The organism is Loktanella agnita (assembly GCF_046640325.1).
Classification (GTDB): domain Bacteria; phylum Pseudomonadota; class Alphaproteobacteria; order Rhodobacterales; family Rhodobacteraceae; genus Yoonia; species Yoonia agnita.
The window spans coordinates 283,653-301,423 of record NZ_JBJMBF010000001.1; the positions used below are offsets into that span (position 1 = coordinate 283,653).

Consider the following 17,771-nt stretch of genomic DNA (forward strand, 5'->3'; position numbering starts at 1 on the left):
CCGGGACCTCTTGAATGACCTCGCCCCTCGCTGCAAATCGCGCTATAGGGGCGCCATGACCCAGATCAAATCCCTCTTCGCGACCCGCCTCTATCACGCAAAACTCAACGCCATCGACGCGGCCGAATTGGAAAATTCCTGCCTTGTCATTGCTGACGATGACGAAGCCGGGCAGGAATGGTGCGAGGCGCAGGGGTATCCCGGTTATACCTCTTATGCTTCGCTGACCGACCTGCCCTGGCGGTTTCCAATCTTTGCGGATCTGGTCAAGGCACTGGATGCGCATGTGGCTGAGTTTGCGAAAGAACTCGAATTTGATCTGGGTGACAAGGCGCTGAAGCTGGAAGATATCTGGATCAATATCCTGCCCCCCGGCGGCATTCATACCAGCCATATCCATCCGCATTCAGTGATCAGCGGCACCACCTATGTCGCCATGCCGGATGGGGCCAGCGCGCTAAAGCTTGAAGACCCGCGCCTGCCGATGATGATGGCCGCCCCACCCCGCAAGAAACAAGCGCGCGAGGAGTTGCGGCAGTTCATCTACGTGAAACCCGAAGTCGGCGATGTGCTGCTGTGGGAAAGCTGGCTGCGACACGAGGTGCCGATGAATATGGCCGAGGAAGACGAGCGGATTTCCGTCAGCTTCAATTATAACTGGGGCTGACCACCGCCCGTTGGTTCACAGATGGGTAAACGTCGGGCGACGACACCGCCATGCGTATTGCCAAGGCAACCAACACTTTGAATAGATTACATTTCTCCGCATATACGCCTATCTGACACCGGTCGGACAACTGTCAGACACATGTCGTACCCTGCCGCACGGTGGGGGGGTTGCGTTATCACATGCAGTATTGCGCGAGACGCCTTAGCAAACGGCGATGCCACCGTACGATGATCGCAACCGCTTTTGCCATAGCCCCCGAATAAAACGCCAGTGTGATGCGTAACCATGATGAGCGGGTCAGCCAGACCCGGAAAATGATGCTCATCAGGGAAAATAGGATGTCACTTCATACACCATTAGTCCGCAATAATTTTGCCAACGAAATGCGGACACTCTGGTCATATTGGGACACGACAGACAATATTCTGAACTTGGGTTTCCCCGGCACCCTGATGTCAAATGTGTTAAAACGCCAGACACTTATACTGCAGGCCATCGCCCGCGTCGTTACATTCATGCCGGTGCCGACAGTGACCTTTACAAACAAGCTGCCCGCACATGTTCACGGCCAGTTCAGACACCCCCAATGGGAGATATTGATCAACGAGAACAGTCTGAACTACGTCGGGTACGGAACATTCATGGCATTAGTATCGACCATTTATCGCGCGTTGCGCCATGCAGAGCAATTCTTTCGCATCGCGCAGGGCTTGGCTTGCAACCAATTGTCGTTTCCCAGGCTGTCTCAGGATCAATCCGATCAGTGTGGTTTTGACACGCAGCAAAGTGCGCAGCAGATGTCCGACAGCGTTATGCTCCAGCCTGCATTAACTGCGCAGCAGATTGCCACTTTGATCTGTATTCCTAATAGCGTAGCGAAGGCAGCGACGCGTAATGCAGAGGCGCTTTTTCAGGGATTCATAGACACAGCCCGCCCAGAATGGTTCAAAGCTGCGACTGTTCTGGATGAAGTGAAGGACTGGATGAATACCACCTTCGATGACTCTGACACACAGGCCGCCCTAAAAAAGAATCCGAATGGCGATGATGTCGCGCGCGTTTCCACCTGCCACGCGAACGCCTGCATGATCGACCGGTCCCATGCGATGGAGAAGGATGCGTTCGGCGTCGCGACCTATATCGAACCGCAGGTGCAGATGCGTATCGGCGTGGATCCCGCATTGCTGCCACGGTTCGGACGGATGCATCCTGCGTTTGACCATTTGCCATCCTGAGGGTTTTTGATGTTCGTATGGCTTTGGGGTGCGCTGCGGCTTTCATCACGGGCCGCGTCCCGTTCATGGACAGCTAACTGCCGCACGCGGTCCCCGTGAATATATCCGAGGAAGAAGGACGGATCAGCGTCAGCTTCAACGACAGTTGGAGCTGAGCGCGCATGCGGCGGTTAATGGTGCGTTAACTACTGCGGACATTTTTTCCGGTTTCGCGGAGGCTGCCGCATATCCCATTGAATAGACTAGGATTCGCAGCGCACGCGTCTGTCGGATACCTGTCGGACAAGCGTCGGACTTCTATCGGACTTACCGGGACGGTCGGTGGTTGCTGCGTTAACGAATGGAGTTTGCAGCGAAGGTGATGAGGATTTGGTGAAGGTTGCGTGCGGTCTAAAACGCTTGCAAGAGCTCACAACACTTGGGTGTAAGAGGGCATTGTGACAAACGCCCCCCAATTCCCGAAAGAACAGCCTTTAGAAAGAAAGACCGACGACGGCTTGTGTGCTGACTTCTGTTGCGCGCACCCCAATCGTGAGGTTGTCAAAGCTGACGCTTAGCAGGCCGCCGTAGTTGAGATCGTAATCTGTGTCAGGCTCTCGGTCGGCGTAGCACTGATATCCGAGGTAAGAATCCGGACAGTCTGCAAATGTCTCTCTCATACCCAGCAGGAGCGACGCGCCGATGCGTGTGTTGCCATCATCCATCAGATTCCCGCCAAAGAGAACATTGAATGAAAAGGCCTGACGTATGCCATTGCTGCCGTAGGTCGAATCCAGCATCTCTCCTTCGCCGGCGATATCAAACCCGAACAGGACCCCGCTGTTTGGAAGTTGGGCCAGCATACCGATAACAAATGGTGTATCGTCAATTTCCTGAACTTTGCTTTCGTTATTGACCCCACCGCCGATGTAAAATGCCGTTGAGCTTTGCTGTGCGCTTGCCCCACCCGCCTGAAGAGCAACCAAAAATGCCGCTGCGAATAGTGATGTTAAATTCATAATCTGGTTCCCTGATACAACTCTTACGTGATCGCCGTTAAAGCGCTAAAGAGTCAAATTTATGTCAATGGAGGCGGATTTTACGTTTGGCGCAAGGCTTACCGTGGGACGTCCGCAAGACAGGCTCTAAAGCGTTATGCGAAAAACCTGAATCAGCTAACGCTGCCTGAAATCATAGAACTCAACGCGTTAGCTGATACGCCATGGCTCAGATATTTCGTCAAACGTTCTGGGGGCGCCATTTGCTATCCGTCAGCTAGAAAAGATCAGACATGTTCACCACTAAGTTTTCGGGCCGTGAAACATGCCGCTACCCGGAAATTAATGGGGCCTGCCGCTAAAGCGTTGCCAAATTTATTACATGCTGATCGTATTCGCGTGAAATTTGACGAAGAATAAAATCCATACCTCAAGCGTAGACTCTATGAACCGGCGGTATCGCGACAACCATCCCTAAATCCTATTGACCATACGCAGAAACCGTCTCATCTCCGTTTCGGGGCTCATAATTGGCACAACAAAAGGATAGCATATGTCATTAAGCAATGCAGTCGTTCGGACTAACTTTTCCAATGAAATGAGAACCTTGTGGTCATATTGGGATACAATGCACAATTTCTTTAACTTAGGTCCTATGGGCGCACTTTTTTCAAACGCGCGCTTGCGGGAGAGATTTATCAGGGAGGCCTTGACGCGCGTCATTAACTTCATGCCACCGCCGACGGTAACCTTGGACAATCAAATGGCCCGAACCCTGCATGGTGAATTTAGTTGTTACCGATGGGTGGTAAAAATCAATTCATACAGCATGAATAACACTGGATATGGCGAGTTCATAGAATTGGCGACCACCATTTACCACGAGCTGCGTCACGCCGAGCAATTTTACCGCATTGCCCAAGGCCTGTCGTGCAACCAGTTAGAGTTTCCAGACCTTAGCGAAGACAATCGGCTTGAAAGAACATTTGATGCAACACAAAATAACAACGCGCTTAGCGCTGTACAAAGAGGCCAACAAATCTTTGGTGCAGCTCCGACGCCGCATGTTTTAAGCGCGCAGCAAATCGCAAGGCTGATGTACATGCCAAGAAGAATAGCAACGCGCGCAACTCAAAATGCCGCAAATGATTTTCAGAACTTCATCACCGCAGCACGCCCAGGCTGGTGCAGGCAAGCAACGATATTAGATGCGGTCAAGGACTGGATGAATTTTACATATAAGAAGTCCAACCAACAACCCTACATGGCCTCAAATCGCGATGACAACGGTGACGATATTGTACGAACCGCCGGCGGTGATACAAATAGATATTTAATCTATCGCTCTGACGCTATGGAAAAAGATGCCTTTGGTATCGAAACTTTCTTTAAGCCGCACCTTGAAACCAATATCGGTGTGAATGCCGCGACTCATCCTTTGATCGGTCGACCACACCCGCTATTCAATCACCTGCCTTCTTAATCTGGTTCATAGCGCGCTGTTCTGGAGCCGTTATCTTTGCACTATACCATCGGGGTAAGGCCATCGGTGCGTAAGTACCTGTCCCCAGAAGGCTGTAGCAAATTTCTCAACCAGATCAGATGATCTATCGCGAAGAGCCATCTAAAGAGTCATGCAAAAACCTGGCTCAGCTAACGCTGCCTGAAATCATAGATTTCAACGCGTTAGCAGATACATCATGTCTTAGGCATTTCGCCAAACGCAATAAACTAAAACCCCCTCCGATTTCTCGGTGGGGGTTCTTTATCTTTACCACGTGCGACCCGCCAATTTGCTATGCAAATTCGCTCCATCGCACCTGGTGATTTTCGCTATGCGAAAATCACCAATCTTCCCGCACCACGGTCCGGGTTTTTACAGGCAGTTTCATCGCGGCGAGGCGCAGGGCTTCGCGGGCAACATCTTCGGCAACGCCGTCGATTTCAAACATGACCCGGCCAGGTTTTACCTTGCAGGCCCAGAAATCGACCGAACCTTTACCTTTACCCATCCGCACTTCGATTGGTTTCGAAGTCACTGGCAGGTCAGGGAAGATCCGGATCCAGACCCGGCCTTGACGTTTCATGTGACGCGTCATGGCCCGGCGGGCGGCTTCGATTTGCCGGGCGGTGACCCGCTCTGGCTCGACAGCTTTCAGACCGTAAGTGCCGAAGTTCAGATCAGAGCCGCCTTTGGCAAGGCCCTTGATCCGCCCTTTGTGCATCTTGCGGAATTTTGTACGCTTTGGCTGAAGCATTGTTCAGGTCTCCTAGCGACGTGGGCCGCGAGGGACAGCGCCCTCTTGCAGCTCAGCATGTTTGCGGTCATGCGCGGACGGGTCGTGCTCCATGATGTCACCTTTGTAGATGAACACCTTGATGCCGATGATCCCATAGGGTGTCATCGCCTCGTAATGCGCATAGTCGATATCGGCACGCAGCGTATGCAGCGGCACCCGGCCTTCACGGTACCATTCTGTCCGCGCAATTTCTGCCCCGCCAAGACGGCCGGCCAGGTTCACACGAATACCAAGGGCACCCATGCGCATTGCGTTCTGCACAGACCGCTTCATCGCGCGGCGGAAGGACACACGGCGTTCCAGCTGCTGACCGATGGATTCAGCAACCAGGGCTGCGTCCAGTTCAGGCTTGCGGACTTCAACAATGTTGAGGTGCAATTCTGACGCGGTCAGATTGGCCAGCTTGCGGCGCAGACCTTCGATATCGGCACCTTTTTTGCCGATGATCACACCGGGACGGGCAGCGTGGATCGTGACCCGGCACTTTTTGTGCGGACGCTCGATGATCACGCGGCTGATGCCAGCCTGCTTGCATTCTTCTTTGATGAAATCCTTGATTTTCAAGTCTTCCAACAGAAGATCGCCATAGTCCTTGGTATCTGCATACCAGCGGCTGTCCCAGGTGCGGTTGACCTGGAGGCGCATGCCGATGGGGTTTACTTTGTTACCCATTATGATTGCTCCTCAACTTGACGCACCTTGATGGTCAGTTCCGAAAACGGCTTGATGATCTTGCCAAAACGGCCACGGGCCCGGGGTCGTCCGCGTTTCATGATCAGGTTCTTGCCTACATAAGCCTCTGCCACGACAAGTTCGTCGACGTCGAGGTTATGGTTGTTTTCGGCGTTTGCGATTGCCGACTGAAGGCATTTCTTCACGTCGCCTGCGATCCGCTTCTTGCTGAAGGTCAGATCGTTCAATGCAGTCTCAACCTTTTTGCCGCGGATCAGCGCTGCAACGAGGTTCAGTTTCTGCGGCGATGTGCGAAGCATGCGGGCTTTGGCCATTGCTTCGTTATCGGCCACGCGGCGGGGATTTTTATCCTTGCTCATGGCTTATTTCCGCTTCGCTTTTTTGTCAGCGGCGTGCCCATAATAGGTACGGGTCGGGGAATATTCACCGAACTTCTGACCGATCATGTCTTCGCTGACGTTGACGGGGATGTGCTTCTTGCCGTTGTAGACCCCAAAGGTCAGGCCAACGAACTGAGGCAGGATTGTCGAACGGCGTGACCAGATCTTGATCACTTCGTTGCGGCCGCTTTCGCGTGATGCTTCTGCCTTTTTCAAGACGTAGGCATCCACAAAGGGGCCTTTCCAAACGGAACGAGCCATAATTACCGACCCTTCTTCTTGGCATGCCGCGAGCGTACGATAAGACGCTGGGATGCTTTGTTTTTGTTACGGGTGCGCTTGCCCTTGGTGTCTTTACCCCAAGGTGTCACAGGCGTCCGACCACCAGATGTCCGGCCTTCACCACCACCGTGCGGGTGGTCGATCGGGTTCATCGCAACACCACGCACAGAGGGGCGGATGCCCTTGTGACGCATGCGGCCCGCTTTACCGTAGTTCTGGTTGGAGTTGTCAGGGTTGGACACGGCACCGACGGTGGCCATGCATTCCTGACGGACCAGCCGCAGTTCGCCCGAAGACAGACGCACCTGCGCGTAGCCACCATCCCGGCCCACGAACTGGGCATAGGTGCCGGCTGCACGGGCGATCTGGCCGCCTTTGCCTGGCTTGAGTTCGATGTTGTGAACAATCGTCCCGATGGGCATGCCGCTGAAGGGCATCGCGTTGCCGGGCTTGATGTCGGCTTTGGCAGAGGCGACGATCTTGTCACCAACGGCCAGACGCTGCGGGGCGAGGATGTAATTCTGTGTGCCGTCTTCGTACTGGATCAGTGCGATGAAAGCGGTCCGGTTCGGGTCATATTCGATGCGGGCGACAACGGCGGACATGTCCAGTTTGTTGCGCTTGAAATCGACGATCCGGTAGAGACGTTTTGCGCCCCCACCAATGCGACGCATGGTGATCCGTCCGGTGTTGTTCCGGCCGCCCGATTTCGTCAGACCCTGCGTGAGGGACTTGACGGGACGTCCTTTCCAAAGCTCCGAACGGTCGATCAGCACCAGCCCACGCTGGCCCGGCGTCGTCGGTTTGTACGACTTGAGTGCCATGTTAGCTTCTTCCGTTTGCTTGGCGGGTTCCGAAGAACCCTGATGTGAGAGGCCCCCGTAGGTGCCCGATGGTCAAATCAAAACACCCCGAACGAATCCGGGGTGAGGTGAATGGGCGGCTTATAGGAGGGGATGGGTGGGGTGTCTATAGCATTCTGCCCTTCACTTATTGCACTGCGCTGGTGTAGCTTTGATCCTTGAGCTGCTATCGACTTTGAGCGATCTAGAATACTCGGATTGTGAATAGTAAACATGGCGAATCTGCAAATCTTGGAACCGGTCAAATAGTGATCTAAGGAGTTGGTCGGTCAATGACGGTAAAAACATGTATACAAAAGATAAACCTAGCGTGTCTTTTCCAACAAAATTGCAAGCCAATCGAAATATTGATCATCTTCTGCCACATGAAACGAGCATGTACTTTCTTCAGTATAGCTCAGAGCGGCGTTTCTGAAAGCTACCTCTTCCATCGTGCCCCAGTACGCATTTTCTGTATCGGCTTCTGTCTTCTGTTTTAACTCGACCTGCAGCTTCTCAAGCTCCCTACGTGCTTCCAGTTTCAATTTCTCCACTTCGCATTTGACCTCAAGGGCGCGCACATCAATCAAACCGCTTCTTGGATTTGTCGAAATGGTGAGGCGCCTTCTGTCTATTCCTGGCAAATCTTCGTCATCTGAAGAAAGATCGACATCAGTTGGGAATTGAGAAATCAGTCCTTCTGTCGCAGAAAGGAATAGCTGGACGATGTCGACAAAGTCCTCGACCTGATCAAAGCTAGGGACAAAATAGCGATGCTCAACTTCGTTTCTGATCTTATTCAATCGCCTCAGAATGCCCGGTGCCACTACTCCACACTTCCCTACAAAATCAATCAGCTTCGGGAAATGCGAATGACCGTTAATCCCAATATGTGCGCTTCCGAATATCTCGGCGAGGCTTTCAATCCTTAAGTGAAGAGCTCTCTTAGCGTTTGTGACACCATTGACACAAGCACGTTCATCCTGATTTTCATGAATATCGAAAGTTGCAAATTTCAAGTAGTCCGATGGTAGCATTGAATACTTGAACTCCAGCGCGGCAGATCCGCTTGAATCAACGAACAAGCCATCGGCAAATTCCGTTTGAACCATCAGTATTTTCCCATCTACGGCAAGTCAGAAGGCAATAGCGCCCTGCTCAAAGTTACACCGCTTTCAAAAAGATTAAAAATTGTTCTCTGCTCCACCGCCCGGAATAAGCCAAAGGCGCCGGGCAAGCGCATGCCCGCCCGACGAGCTGTCGCCTTGGCAGCGTCACGCGCGCCGCGTCCTTGGCGCATGGGCGGCCACCATAAAGTGACGGACATCAAGATCAGCAGCGCCCGGGGCTCCCCGCCCAGCTTCCGCATCTCAGCTTTGATACACAGGCTGGCCAAATTGACCCCGATAACGCCAGAACCGTCAATATCTTGTGGATAACTGGCGTGATTCAGCCTTATCTAGATGGCTCTCGTTGACTCTGTGGGCCTTCAAAGGACAGGCTTTGTCAACTTGAGAGAATCAAGAGCAGGACTCCGGTGCGTTTTAGTAAACTCAGACTGAATGGCTTCAAAAGCTTCGTCGACCCGACCGATCTGATCATCGCGGATGGGCTGACCGGCGTTGTGGGCCCCAATGGCTGTGGCAAGTCCAACCTGCTGGAAGCCCTGCGTTGGGTCATGGGGGAAAACCGTCCCAAGGCGATGCGTGGCGGCGGGATGGAGGATGTGATCTTTGCCGGTGCCTCTACCCGGCCCGCTCGGAACTTTGCCGAGGTGTCGCTGATCATCGACAATGGTGAACGTCTGGCCCCTGCGGCCTTCAACGACAATGACCAGCTCGAGATCATCCGCCGGATCACCCGTGATGCCGGCTCCGCCTATAAGGTTGGCGTCAAGGACGTGCGCGCCCGTGATGTGCAGATGCTGTTTGCCGATGCATCCACCGGGGCGCATTCCCCGGCGCTGGTCCGGCAGGGTCAGATTTCGGAACTGATCAACGCCAAGCCAAAATCGCGCCGCCGCATTCTGGAAGAAGCCGCCGGGATTTCCGGCCTTTATCAGCGTCGACATGAGGCCGAGCTGAAACTCAAAGGAGCCGAAACCAACCTGACCCGCGTCGACGATGTGATCGAACAGCTGGCCACCCAACTGTCGCAACTGGCCCGGCAGGCCAAGCAGGCCGCGCGCTACCGCGAAATCGGGGATAAGCTGCGCAAGGCCGAAGGAATGCTGCTGTTCCGCCGTTGGAAAGAAGCGGATGAGGCGCTGCTGGCCGCCACCGAACAGCTGCGCGAACGCACCACCGCTGCGGCGCAGGCCGAAAAGACCGCCCGCCAAGGGTCCAAAGATCGCCAAAAAGCGGAAGAGGCCCTGCCCGCCCTGCGCGAGGAAGAGGCGATTGCCGCCGCCGTCTTGCAACGCCTGCAGGTCCAGCGCGACACGCTAAAGGATCAGGAAGCCCGCGCGCTGGAAATGATCGAGACTCTGCGCGCCCGGATTGACCAGCTGGGCCGCGACATGGAGCGCGAAAGCGGCCTGAACAAGGACGCGGGCGAGACGATTGAACGGCTCGAATGGGAAGCCCGCGAGATTGCCAAGGCTGGCGAAGGCCATGAGACAAGGCTGGAAGAGGCGCAATCTGCCGCGCGCGAGGCCGCCGCTGTTCTGCAAGAGCGTGAGGCGGATCTGTCACAACTGACCGAAGACGTGGCCCGCTTGGCGGCCCGCCACCAATCCGCCCAGCGGTTGCTGGACGACAATAAGACGACGTTGAACAAAAGCGAAGCGGAGGCCGCCCGCGCCAAGGCGGCGATGAGTGAGGCGGAAACCGCGCTGACCAAGGCGCAGGCAGATTTTGCCACAGCCCAAGAGGCCGAGAAAACCGCCGTTGCTGCGGCAGAGGCGGCAGACATCGCATTGGTGGCCGCAGAGGCCGCCCGCGCCGACACACAGACCCGCGAAAGCGAAGCCCGCGGTCGCCGCTCAGAGGCGGAAGGTGAAGCCAACGCCCTGCGCGCCGAAGTCGCCGCACTGGCCAAAATGGTCGACCGCGATACGGCAGAGGGCGGACAGGTGCTTGACCTGCTTCAGGTCGAAAGTGGCTATGAAAAAGCATTGGGCGCGGCGCTGGCCGATGATCTGCGCGCGCCAGAGGTGTCATCAGGCGACGGGAAATCCGGTTGGGCGCCCCTGCCCGCCTATCCCGCACCGCAGCCGCTGCCGGGTGGTGTGGTTGCGCTGACCGATTACGTGTCCGTGCCCGATGTGCTGACCCGGCGCATGTCACAGGTTGGGCTGGTCGGGGCCGCAGACGGACCGCGCTTGCAGGCCGATCTAAAGCCCGGTCAACGGCTGGTCTCGGCCGAAGGTGATCTTTGGCGCTGGGACGGGTTCCGCGCCGCCGCTGAAGATGCGCCATCGGCCGCCGCCCTGCGCTTGCAGCAATTGAACCGGCTGGCAGGCCTGCGCCGTGATCTGGAGGCCGCGACAGAATCCGCCACAAAAGCTGCGCAAGCGCATGAGGCGCTGACGGCACAGCTGAAAGAACAGACAGAGGCCGATCAGGCCGCCCGCACCGCCCGCCGCGATGCGGATCGTGCCGTGGCTGATGCCAACCGCGCGGCCAGCCGGGCCGAGGCGGATCGCAACCTGTCAGAGGGCAAGCTGGAAAGCCTTGGGCTTGCCGTGAAGCGGCACGAAGAAGAAGCGATGGTCGCCCGCAAGGCGCTGACCGAGGCCGAAAAGGCCGCCGCCGATCTGGGCGATCTCGAAACCGCCCGCGCCGCCGTCGAAGACGTGAAAATGGCGATGGAAGCCGCGCGCATCACGATGATGTCCCGCCGTTCTGTCCATGATGAGGTCCGCCGCGAGGGTGAGCAGCGGCTTAAGCGCAGTCAAGAGATCACCAAGGAAATCTCCGGCTGGAAGCACCGGCTTGAGACCGCCAATAAACGGACGGCAGAACTGGCAGAGCGCAAGGATGCGTCCGAGGTCGCGCTTGCCGATGCAACCGCCGCCCCCGAAGAGATCGCCGCGAAACGTGCCGAACTGGCCGATGCGATCGACGAGGCGGAAACCCGGCGCAAGGCTGCCGCAGACAAGCTGGCCGAGGCTGAAAACCTGCTGCGTGAGGCCGGACATCACGAACGCGAGGCTGAACGCCTTGCCTCCGAAGCACGTGAGGCGCGCGCGCGGTCAGAAGCCCGGGCTGATGCGGCCCGTGAAACCGTCGCCTATGCGGCGGAACGGATCATGGAGGCGCAAGAGGTCACCCCCGAAAAGCTGCTGGAAACGCTTGAGACTGATCTGGACAAAATGCCCGCCTCAGAAGTGATCGAGGGGCAAGTCAACGCCCTGAAACGTCAGCGCGATAGTCTGGGGGCGGTAAACCTGCGGGCAGAAGAAGACGCCAAAGAGGTGCAGGTCGAACATGATGGGCTGGTCTCTGAAAAGGCGGATCTTGAGGCGGCGATTGCTGCCCTGCGCTCTGGCATTGCCAGCCTGAACCGCGAAGGGCGCGAACGGCTGCTGACCGCGTTTGAGCAGGTGAACGACAATTTCGGGCTGCTGTTTACCCATCTGTTCGGCGGCGGAGAGGCCAAGCTGGTCCTGGTCGAATCCGACGATCCGCTGGAAGCAGGGCTGGAAATCATGTGCCAGCCACCGGGCAAAAAGCTTAGCACACTGTCGCTGCTGTCAGGGGGGGAACAGACGCTGACAGCGCTGGCGCTGATCTTTGCGGTGTTCCTGGCCAACCCGGCCCCGATCTGTGTGCTGGACGAGGTCGACGCGCCGCTGGATGATGCCAATGTCACCCGGTTCTGTGATCTTCTGGACGAGATGTGCCGCCGGACAGATACCCGCTTCCTGATCATCACCCACCATGCCGTCACGATGAGCCGGATGGACCGCTTGTTTGGCGTGACCATGGGCGAACAGGGTGTGTCGCAACTGGTGTCGGTGGACCTGAAAAAGGCTGCGGCGATGGTGGCGTAGCCGGGGCAACAGACGCTGTCGCGGCAAATTCATCTTGTTTCCGCGCCAATAAGGTCCTAGTGCAAATGTCTGGTACGAGCCCAAACTGCAGAATGCTGCGTTGCTGCTGAACGACTGCTTCGGTACACATGGTGCATGGATACTAAGAGGAAATTTGCGCCTTACGAAGAGTTGGCTAGCGTCCTGATGCCACATGTGATCGGTCAGGCGAGCGATGCCTCACATGATTTATCTCATTTGCTTCGTGTGTGGCGAAACGTGCAGTTAATATCCGAAGTGGAAGGTGGAAACCAAGAAGTTCTGGTCGCAGCAACTCTTCTCCACGACTGCGTTGATGTGCCGAAGGATTCACCTATGCGTTCGCGCGCTTCACGTTTGGCGGCCGAAAAAGCAACGGCTCTCTTGGACAGCTACGGATGGACAAAAGAGAGAACCGCTTCAGTTGGCCATGCCATTGAAGCGCATAGCTTTTCGGCTCAAATTGAACCGGTGTCGGTCGAAGCAATGATCCTGCAAGATGCGGATCGCCTGGACGCAATCGGCTACACAGGTATTGCCCGGTGTTTTTACGTTTCAGGGCGTCTGGGAAGGGCGCTTTATGATTCCGAAGATCCAGATGCTGCCAACCGAAAACTAAACGATCTCGATTTCGCAATCGACCATTTCAAGACCAAACTGTTAAAGCTATCCGGCTCATTTCAAACTGAGTCCGGACAGGCGTTAGCAAAGATGCGTCATAATATTGTCGAAGAATTCCTAAGCGGCTTTCTAGCGGAAGTGTCTTCAGGAAACGGACATTGATGGCCAAATTTCGAACGGCAACTAAGGTCCGCAAAGCAGACAAACGAGGTCAGCAGACGCTACGGAGCAATCAAGATATCACAACCGTATTCAGCAGTTGTACCGTGGGCTAGGCATCCGCTGGCAGTCCCGGCCTGCTCTGCTTGCGTTGTCGACCGGTGCGCCGCTTAGCCGGGCGCGTGGACTGCATTGGCAGCTCACGTAGGGGAAAATCTTCATCGACGGTTGTCACCACTTTGCGATGATGTGAAGTTGGAAAAAGAACTGACGTCGCTTGCACTTAGATCAGCGCAGGGCGTGATTGGGAAAAACGCCCGGGGTGACAGTGTTTATTTCGCGGTTGAGGTTAAGAGAGTATATCATGATGTCTAAAACGAAGCTTGTTTTGGTCTCCACCATCGCGCCTTGGATGATTGCAACAGCAGCCGTCGCGCAAGACGCGATCTACCCTGCGCCGGGAACGGTGTTCACCTACGATATGACCGAAACAATGGGCAGCGAAGACGGCGATCAAATGGTCACCTCTTGGCGGGAGAGTACTGAAATTCTTATGGTGGAAAACGGTGTTATCCTGCATCAAAGATGCCGTGAAGGCAGGCCATCATGCAATAATTTCATAAGCGATGGTTCCGCTGTGAAATATGTCGGATCTCAAGAAAATGGTTCCGCCTCCCAATACACCATTTCATCGCAAGACGTTGCATATCTCGCCGATGTCATCGCTGACGACCAACCTGCCTTCTATCCTTTGGAAGATGGGAAAACGATCGCATGGAACGACCCGGAATATGGGTTTGAGATCAATCTGCGCATGACCTGTTGTGAAGCAAATGAGAGCGGTGACAGCCGTATTTGGGCGTTTTCTCTCAAAAGACCCTCAGACGCGGCCAATGACACTGAGGTAACGCAGTTTTTCGATCCAGATTTGGGATGGTATGTCGGCAGCCGAAGCGTCAGCGCAATGCCCCGCTTTCCAAGGCGGGTCACAGTCGAGTCCCTGATAGAAATTGAAAGGCCATAGTCAACCACGTTTCATGAACGACCGTACAGGACATCGGATATTTGGGCATGGTTAACGTAGGCTTGGGTGTATCTCTGTTACCCATTCGCCGACCCCGCAAAGCTGGGAAAAGAACGCACGTTGACTGCACGCAGATCGGCGCACAGCGAGATCGGGAAAAGTCTGAAATGACGGTGATAGTGTCGCGGTGGTTTAGAACAATCCCGGAAACCTATTTGAGCGACTATACCAACCACGCTCTTTGAGGATACCCATCGCGATACGCTTAAAGTGACCGTTGGCTCAAACGCAGCGAATGTCTCAAAGCCCCGCTGAGCGGCAATCGGTGGCCTGAAATGACGCTGCAACAGGGAGAACGGCAGAAATGAGCCCATTTTTCCAAATGCTGCGCGACGCATGGACGTCAGCTTTCAAGTCGGCACGCTGAGCTGACCCGAATCCTGCGCATTGATCATTCAAGCTCCGAAGAGCGCATGAAACGGGTCGCTCGAAGAAACAAGAAAGCCTTAGTCGATCATATTCCAATGATTGAAAGGCAAACCATGGAACTCAATGACAAAACCTTCATCGTCACCGGAGCCAGCAGCGGAATTGGGGCGGCAGCCGCTCTTTTACTCGCTGCCAAAGGCGCCAACATCGTTCTTGGGGCTCGAAGACAAGCTGAACTTGATCAGCTTGCTGGGCAGATCTCGCAAAGCAACGGAAAGGCTGTTTGTCTTTCCGGCGACGTCCGCGACGAGATGTATGCTCTGGCTCTTGTGAACTGTGCAAAGGACGAGTTCGGTGGGCTTGACGGAGCGTTCAACAATGCGGGGACGACGGGAGAAATGGGTCCGGTCCCTGATATGCAATCCGACAATTGGCACAACGTTATCGATGTAAATCTGAGCAGCGGCTTCTACGCCGCAAAATACCAAATCCCTTTGTTGTGTGAAAACGGTGGTGGTTCCATCGTTTTCACGTCTTCCTTTGTGGGACACACTGTCGGATTGCCTGGCATGGCGGCCTATGCAGCCGCCAAGGCGGGGCTGATTGGCATGACTCAAGTGCTCGCTGCAGAACACGGCGCAGAGAACATTCGGGTCAATGCGCTCCTGCCAGGAGGCACAATGACCGCCATGGCAGGAGATGATCCCGGCTTTCATGAGGTCGTGTGCGGCCTTCATGCGTTAAAACGGATGGCTGAGCCGTCAGAAATTGCGCAGGTCGCTTTATTTTTGCTTTCCGAGAACGCATCCTTTGCGACCGGCAGCGCCATAGTCGCGGACGGTGGAAACTCGATTAACAAATTTTAGGCATAGCAGAGCGGACGTTGACCTTCTAAGTGTCGATGTCCGCTTCGTCCTGCAAAGCAGACAATCGAGATCTGGAGAGGCTACGGAGCGATCCTGAAATCAAAGTGCATTCAGTAACTGGACTGTCGGCCACGCGTCGGCTGGCAATCCCAGCCTGACCTGCTCTGCCTGTACCGCCGCGCGCGTCATTGCGCCCAAGATCCCGTCGATCCCGCCCACGTCATATCCGCGTGCGACCAGTTTTTGCTGCAATTGCTGCATCTGCGGCCCGCTCAGCGGTGCACTGGGATTGCCTGCGTTATAGACCGGTGCGCCTTGAAGCCTTGTGCCAAAATAGGCAGCGGTGGTCACATAGACAAAGCTTTTGTTCCAGTCAAAATAAACGTCGAAATTCGGATAGGCGAGGAACGCCGGCCCATTGCGCCCCATCGGCAGCAGGACAGAGGCTTGCAAATTCGCCGGTCCCAGCGCCCCTTGCCGCGCAGTGATCCCGCGCGCAGCCCAGTCCCGCACGCTGGCCTTGTGGTTTAGCCCGGTCATAGACCAGTCCAGATTGGCGGGCACGTTGATTTCCTGCAACCACGGCTCGTTCGGCCGCCAGCCAAGCGACGACAGCACATTTGCCCCGGTCATCAGCGCATCGGGGGACGATGTCTTGAGGTTCACAACCCCGTCGCCATCCCCATCCATACCCTGCATGACGATCTCACGTGGGAGCTTTTGCAGCTGACCAATCTCGCCCGCCCAAGCACCCGTCGTCGTGGCCGGGTCCATCCCGCCACGACGGTAAAGTTCAATCGCCGCAATCAGTTGCGGGCGGAACAGATCGGGCCTGCGGCAATCATGGGCCAGTGTCAGCAGCGCGTTGCGGGTGTTAAAGGATCCCTGCACCTGCCCGTAATCCGTTTCAAACGCCCAGAAGGCCAGCAGCACCCCCCGCGAAATCCCGAAACGGCGTTCGATTTCGTTGAACGTGCTGTCATAGCGCTGCGCGTTGCGGATACCGTTATCAATCCGGTTCTGCGAAATCAGCGCCCGTGAGAAGCTGATGAAATCCTTCTGGAACACACCCTGCGACCGATCCGCCCGCAGCACCGCCTGATCAATCTGTGCGCCCGCAAAGAACTGATCCGCCGTGGCGGCGGGAATACCGCTCGCGACCGCTTCGGCCTTGACGCCTGCGATAAAAGGGCCAATCGGGCCGCCGCAGGTCTGGGCTGTGGCGGTGCCTGCAAGCAGGGAAAAGGCGAGCGCTAAGCGCATGGAATGCTCCTGTTTTGTTTGGCGCGATCCTATCAGTGCGGGCGGGACGTGCAAGGCGGGCAAATGCCCGTTCGAAAACGCGCTGCAGGTACCAAAGCGTGACAGAAAATAAGATTATGGCGCAATGCCTTAGCCGATTACCGCCATGACCAAGGCACAGACCGCCATCACCCCCCATACCCGCCAGAGCACCACAATCGCCCGGTCGATATCCGCCGGACCCAATTCACGCGCCCCGTCGGCATTCACAAACGGATAGTCCCGCAGTGCCCCGAAATAGCTGCGCGGCCCGCTTAATGCGATGTCCAGCCCATGGGCCATCGCGGCCTCTGGCCAGCCCGCATTTGGCGACCGATGCAGCGGGGCGTCGGCGATGATCCCGCGCGGATCAGGTCTTGTGGTCACCGCCCAGATCAGTAGCGCCGCCAGCCGGGCCGGGATCAGGTTCAGCAGATCATCTAACCGGGCAGCCGCCCAGCCGAAGGCTTCGTGCCGGGGGGTGCGATAGCCGATCATACTGTCGGCGGTATTGGTGATCTTATAGATCAGCAACCCCGGCAACCCGGCGACAGCGAACCAGAAAATCGGCGCGATGACACCGTCAGACAGGTTTTCCGCAGCACTTTCAATGGCAGAGCGGGCAATCGCAGTTTGGTCCATCTCCACCGTATCCCGGCCTACGATCATCGCAACCGCGCGCCGCCCGTCACCGACCGAAAGACGCAGCGCATCGGCAACGGCGGCGACATGCTGCACCAGTGATTTCTGGGCGAGCAGGACCGCCAGAATGATCATATCCACCAAACCTGTGGGCAGCGCCTGCACTAACGCGCCGAGCGTCCCCGCACCCACGCAGAGCGCTGCCATACAGGCGATACCCTTCATGCGCGGGTTGGGCTCAGTGTTGAAACGCTGGTCGCACCAGCCGATCAGCTGCCCCATCAGGATCGCCGGATGCGGGAAACGGCCCCACAGCCAACGCGGCTCCCCAAAGGCGGCATCAAGCAGCATCGCGC

At 56.1% G+C, this 17,771-nt stretch carries 17 protein-coding genes; 8 read left to right on the plus strand and 9 right to left on the minus strand.

All coding sequences use genetic code 11. From position 1 onward, the window contains the following. Positions 1–55 precede the first annotated feature (55 nt). A complete protein-coding gene (locus ACJ5NV_RS01515; RefSeq protein ID WP_411641778.1) occupies positions 56–667 on the plus strand; it encodes a TIGR02466 family protein in 612 nt (203 codons plus the stop codon). A 278-nt stretch (positions 668–945) separates the two neighbouring features. Continuing rightward, positions 946–1,905, plus strand: coding sequence for a hypothetical protein (locus tag ACJ5NV_RS01520; RefSeq protein WP_411641780.1), 960 nt, complete (start codon positions 946–948; stop codon positions 1,903–1,905). Positions 1,906–2,378: 473 nt separating this feature from the next. Here the strand turns inward: ACJ5NV_RS01520 and ACJ5NV_RS01525 are convergent, their stop codons facing one another. Further along, the gene (locus ACJ5NV_RS01525) at positions 2,379–2,903 is read right to left on the minus strand and encodes a hypothetical protein (protein ID WP_411641781.1); all 525 of its coding nucleotides are present in this window, start codon (positions 2,901–2,903) and stop codon (positions 2,379–2,381) included. Positions 2,904–2,930: 27 nt separating this feature from the next. Here ACJ5NV_RS01525 and ACJ5NV_RS01530 point away from each other — a divergent pair, with 27 nt between their 5' ends. Both ACJ5NV_RS01530 and ACJ5NV_RS01535 read left to right on the plus strand, forming a co-directional pair. After that, on the plus strand, positions 2,931–3,302 hold the full coding sequence (locus ACJ5NV_RS01530; RefSeq protein WP_411641783.1) for a hypothetical protein: 372 nt from the start codon (positions 2,931–2,933) through the stop codon (positions 3,300–3,302). Positions 3,303–3,435: 133 nt separating this feature from the next. Next, positions 3,436–4,365: a hypothetical protein gene (locus tag ACJ5NV_RS01535; protein ID WP_411641784.1), complete on the plus strand. Its 930-nt coding sequence runs from the start codon at positions 3,436–3,438 to the stop codon at positions 4,363–4,365. Positions 4,366–4,726: 361 nt separating this feature from the next. Here ACJ5NV_RS01535 and rplP read toward each other — a convergent pair whose 3' ends face one another. From rplP to ACJ5NV_RS01565, 6 genes are all read right to left on the minus strand, one after another. Then, complete coding sequence (gene rplP / locus ACJ5NV_RS01540; RefSeq protein WP_411641786.1) at positions 4,727–5,140, minus strand: 50S ribosomal protein L16; 414 nt, start codon at positions 5,138–5,140, stop codon at positions 4,727–4,729. A 12-nt stretch (positions 5,141–5,152) separates the two neighbouring features. Next, complete coding sequence (rpsC, locus tag ACJ5NV_RS01545) at positions 5,153–5,854, minus strand: 30S ribosomal protein S3 (protein ID WP_411641788.1); 702 nt, start codon at positions 5,852–5,854, stop codon at positions 5,153–5,155. Then, positions 5,854–6,234, minus strand: a complete 381-nt coding sequence (gene rplV / locus ACJ5NV_RS01550; RefSeq protein ID WP_411641790.1) for a 50S ribosomal protein L22 — start codon at positions 6,232–6,234, stop codon at positions 5,854–5,856. The genes rpsC and rplV overlap by 1 nt, the downstream gene beginning before the upstream one ends. A gap of 3 nt (positions 6,235–6,237) precedes the next feature. Next, on the minus strand, positions 6,238–6,516 hold the full coding sequence (rpsS, locus tag ACJ5NV_RS01555; RefSeq protein ID WP_008236480.1) for a 30S ribosomal protein S19: 279 nt from the start codon (positions 6,514–6,516) through the stop codon (positions 6,238–6,240). Between the two features lie 2 nt (positions 6,517–6,518). Next, on the minus strand, positions 6,519–7,361 hold the full coding sequence (gene rplB / locus ACJ5NV_RS01560; protein ID WP_411641792.1) for a 50S ribosomal protein L2: 843 nt from the start codon (positions 7,359–7,361) through the stop codon (positions 6,519–6,521). Positions 7,362–7,705: 344 nt separating this feature from the next. Next, on the minus strand, positions 7,706–8,491 hold the full coding sequence (locus tag ACJ5NV_RS01565; protein WP_411641794.1) for a hypothetical protein: 786 nt from the start codon (positions 8,489–8,491) through the stop codon (positions 7,706–7,708). A gap of 425 nt (positions 8,492–8,916) precedes the next feature. Here ACJ5NV_RS01565 and smc point away from each other — a divergent pair, with 425 nt between their 5' ends. The 4 genes from smc to ACJ5NV_RS01585 all read left to right on the plus strand — a co-directional run bounded on the left by smc (position 8,917) and on the right by ACJ5NV_RS01585 (position 15,492). Beyond that, positions 8,917–12,375, plus strand: a complete 3,459-nt coding sequence (smc, locus tag ACJ5NV_RS01570) for a chromosome segregation protein SMC (RefSeq protein WP_411641796.1) — start codon at positions 8,917–8,919, stop codon at positions 12,373–12,375. 186 nt (positions 12,376–12,561) lie between these two features. Further along, entirely contained in the window at positions 12,562–13,176 is a 615-nt protein-coding gene (locus ACJ5NV_RS01575; RefSeq protein ID WP_411641798.1) for an HD domain-containing protein, read from the plus strand. Positions 13,177–13,537: 361 nt separating this feature from the next. Next, positions 13,538–14,197: a hypothetical protein gene (locus ACJ5NV_RS01580; RefSeq protein ID WP_411641800.1), complete on the plus strand. Its 660-nt coding sequence runs from the start codon at positions 13,538–13,540 to the stop codon at positions 14,195–14,197. Positions 14,198–14,739: 542 nt separating this feature from the next. Then, positions 14,740–15,492, plus strand: coding sequence for an SDR family oxidoreductase (locus tag ACJ5NV_RS01585; RefSeq protein ID WP_411641943.1), 753 nt, complete (start codon positions 14,740–14,742; stop codon positions 15,490–15,492). A 99-nt stretch (positions 15,493–15,591) separates the two neighbouring features. Here the strand turns inward: ACJ5NV_RS01585 and ACJ5NV_RS01590 are convergent, their stop codons facing one another. Both ACJ5NV_RS01590 and cbiB read right to left on the minus strand, forming a co-directional pair. Then, positions 15,592–16,755, minus strand: a complete 1,164-nt coding sequence (locus ACJ5NV_RS01590; protein ID WP_411641802.1) for a lytic murein transglycosylase — start codon at positions 16,753–16,755, stop codon at positions 15,592–15,594. A 129-nt stretch (positions 16,756–16,884) separates the two neighbouring features. After that, positions 16,885–17,766, minus strand: coding sequence for an adenosylcobinamide-phosphate synthase CbiB (cbiB, locus tag ACJ5NV_RS01595; RefSeq protein WP_411641944.1), 882 nt, complete (start codon positions 17,764–17,766; stop codon positions 16,885–16,887). Positions 17,767–17,771: the final 5 nt, after the last annotated feature.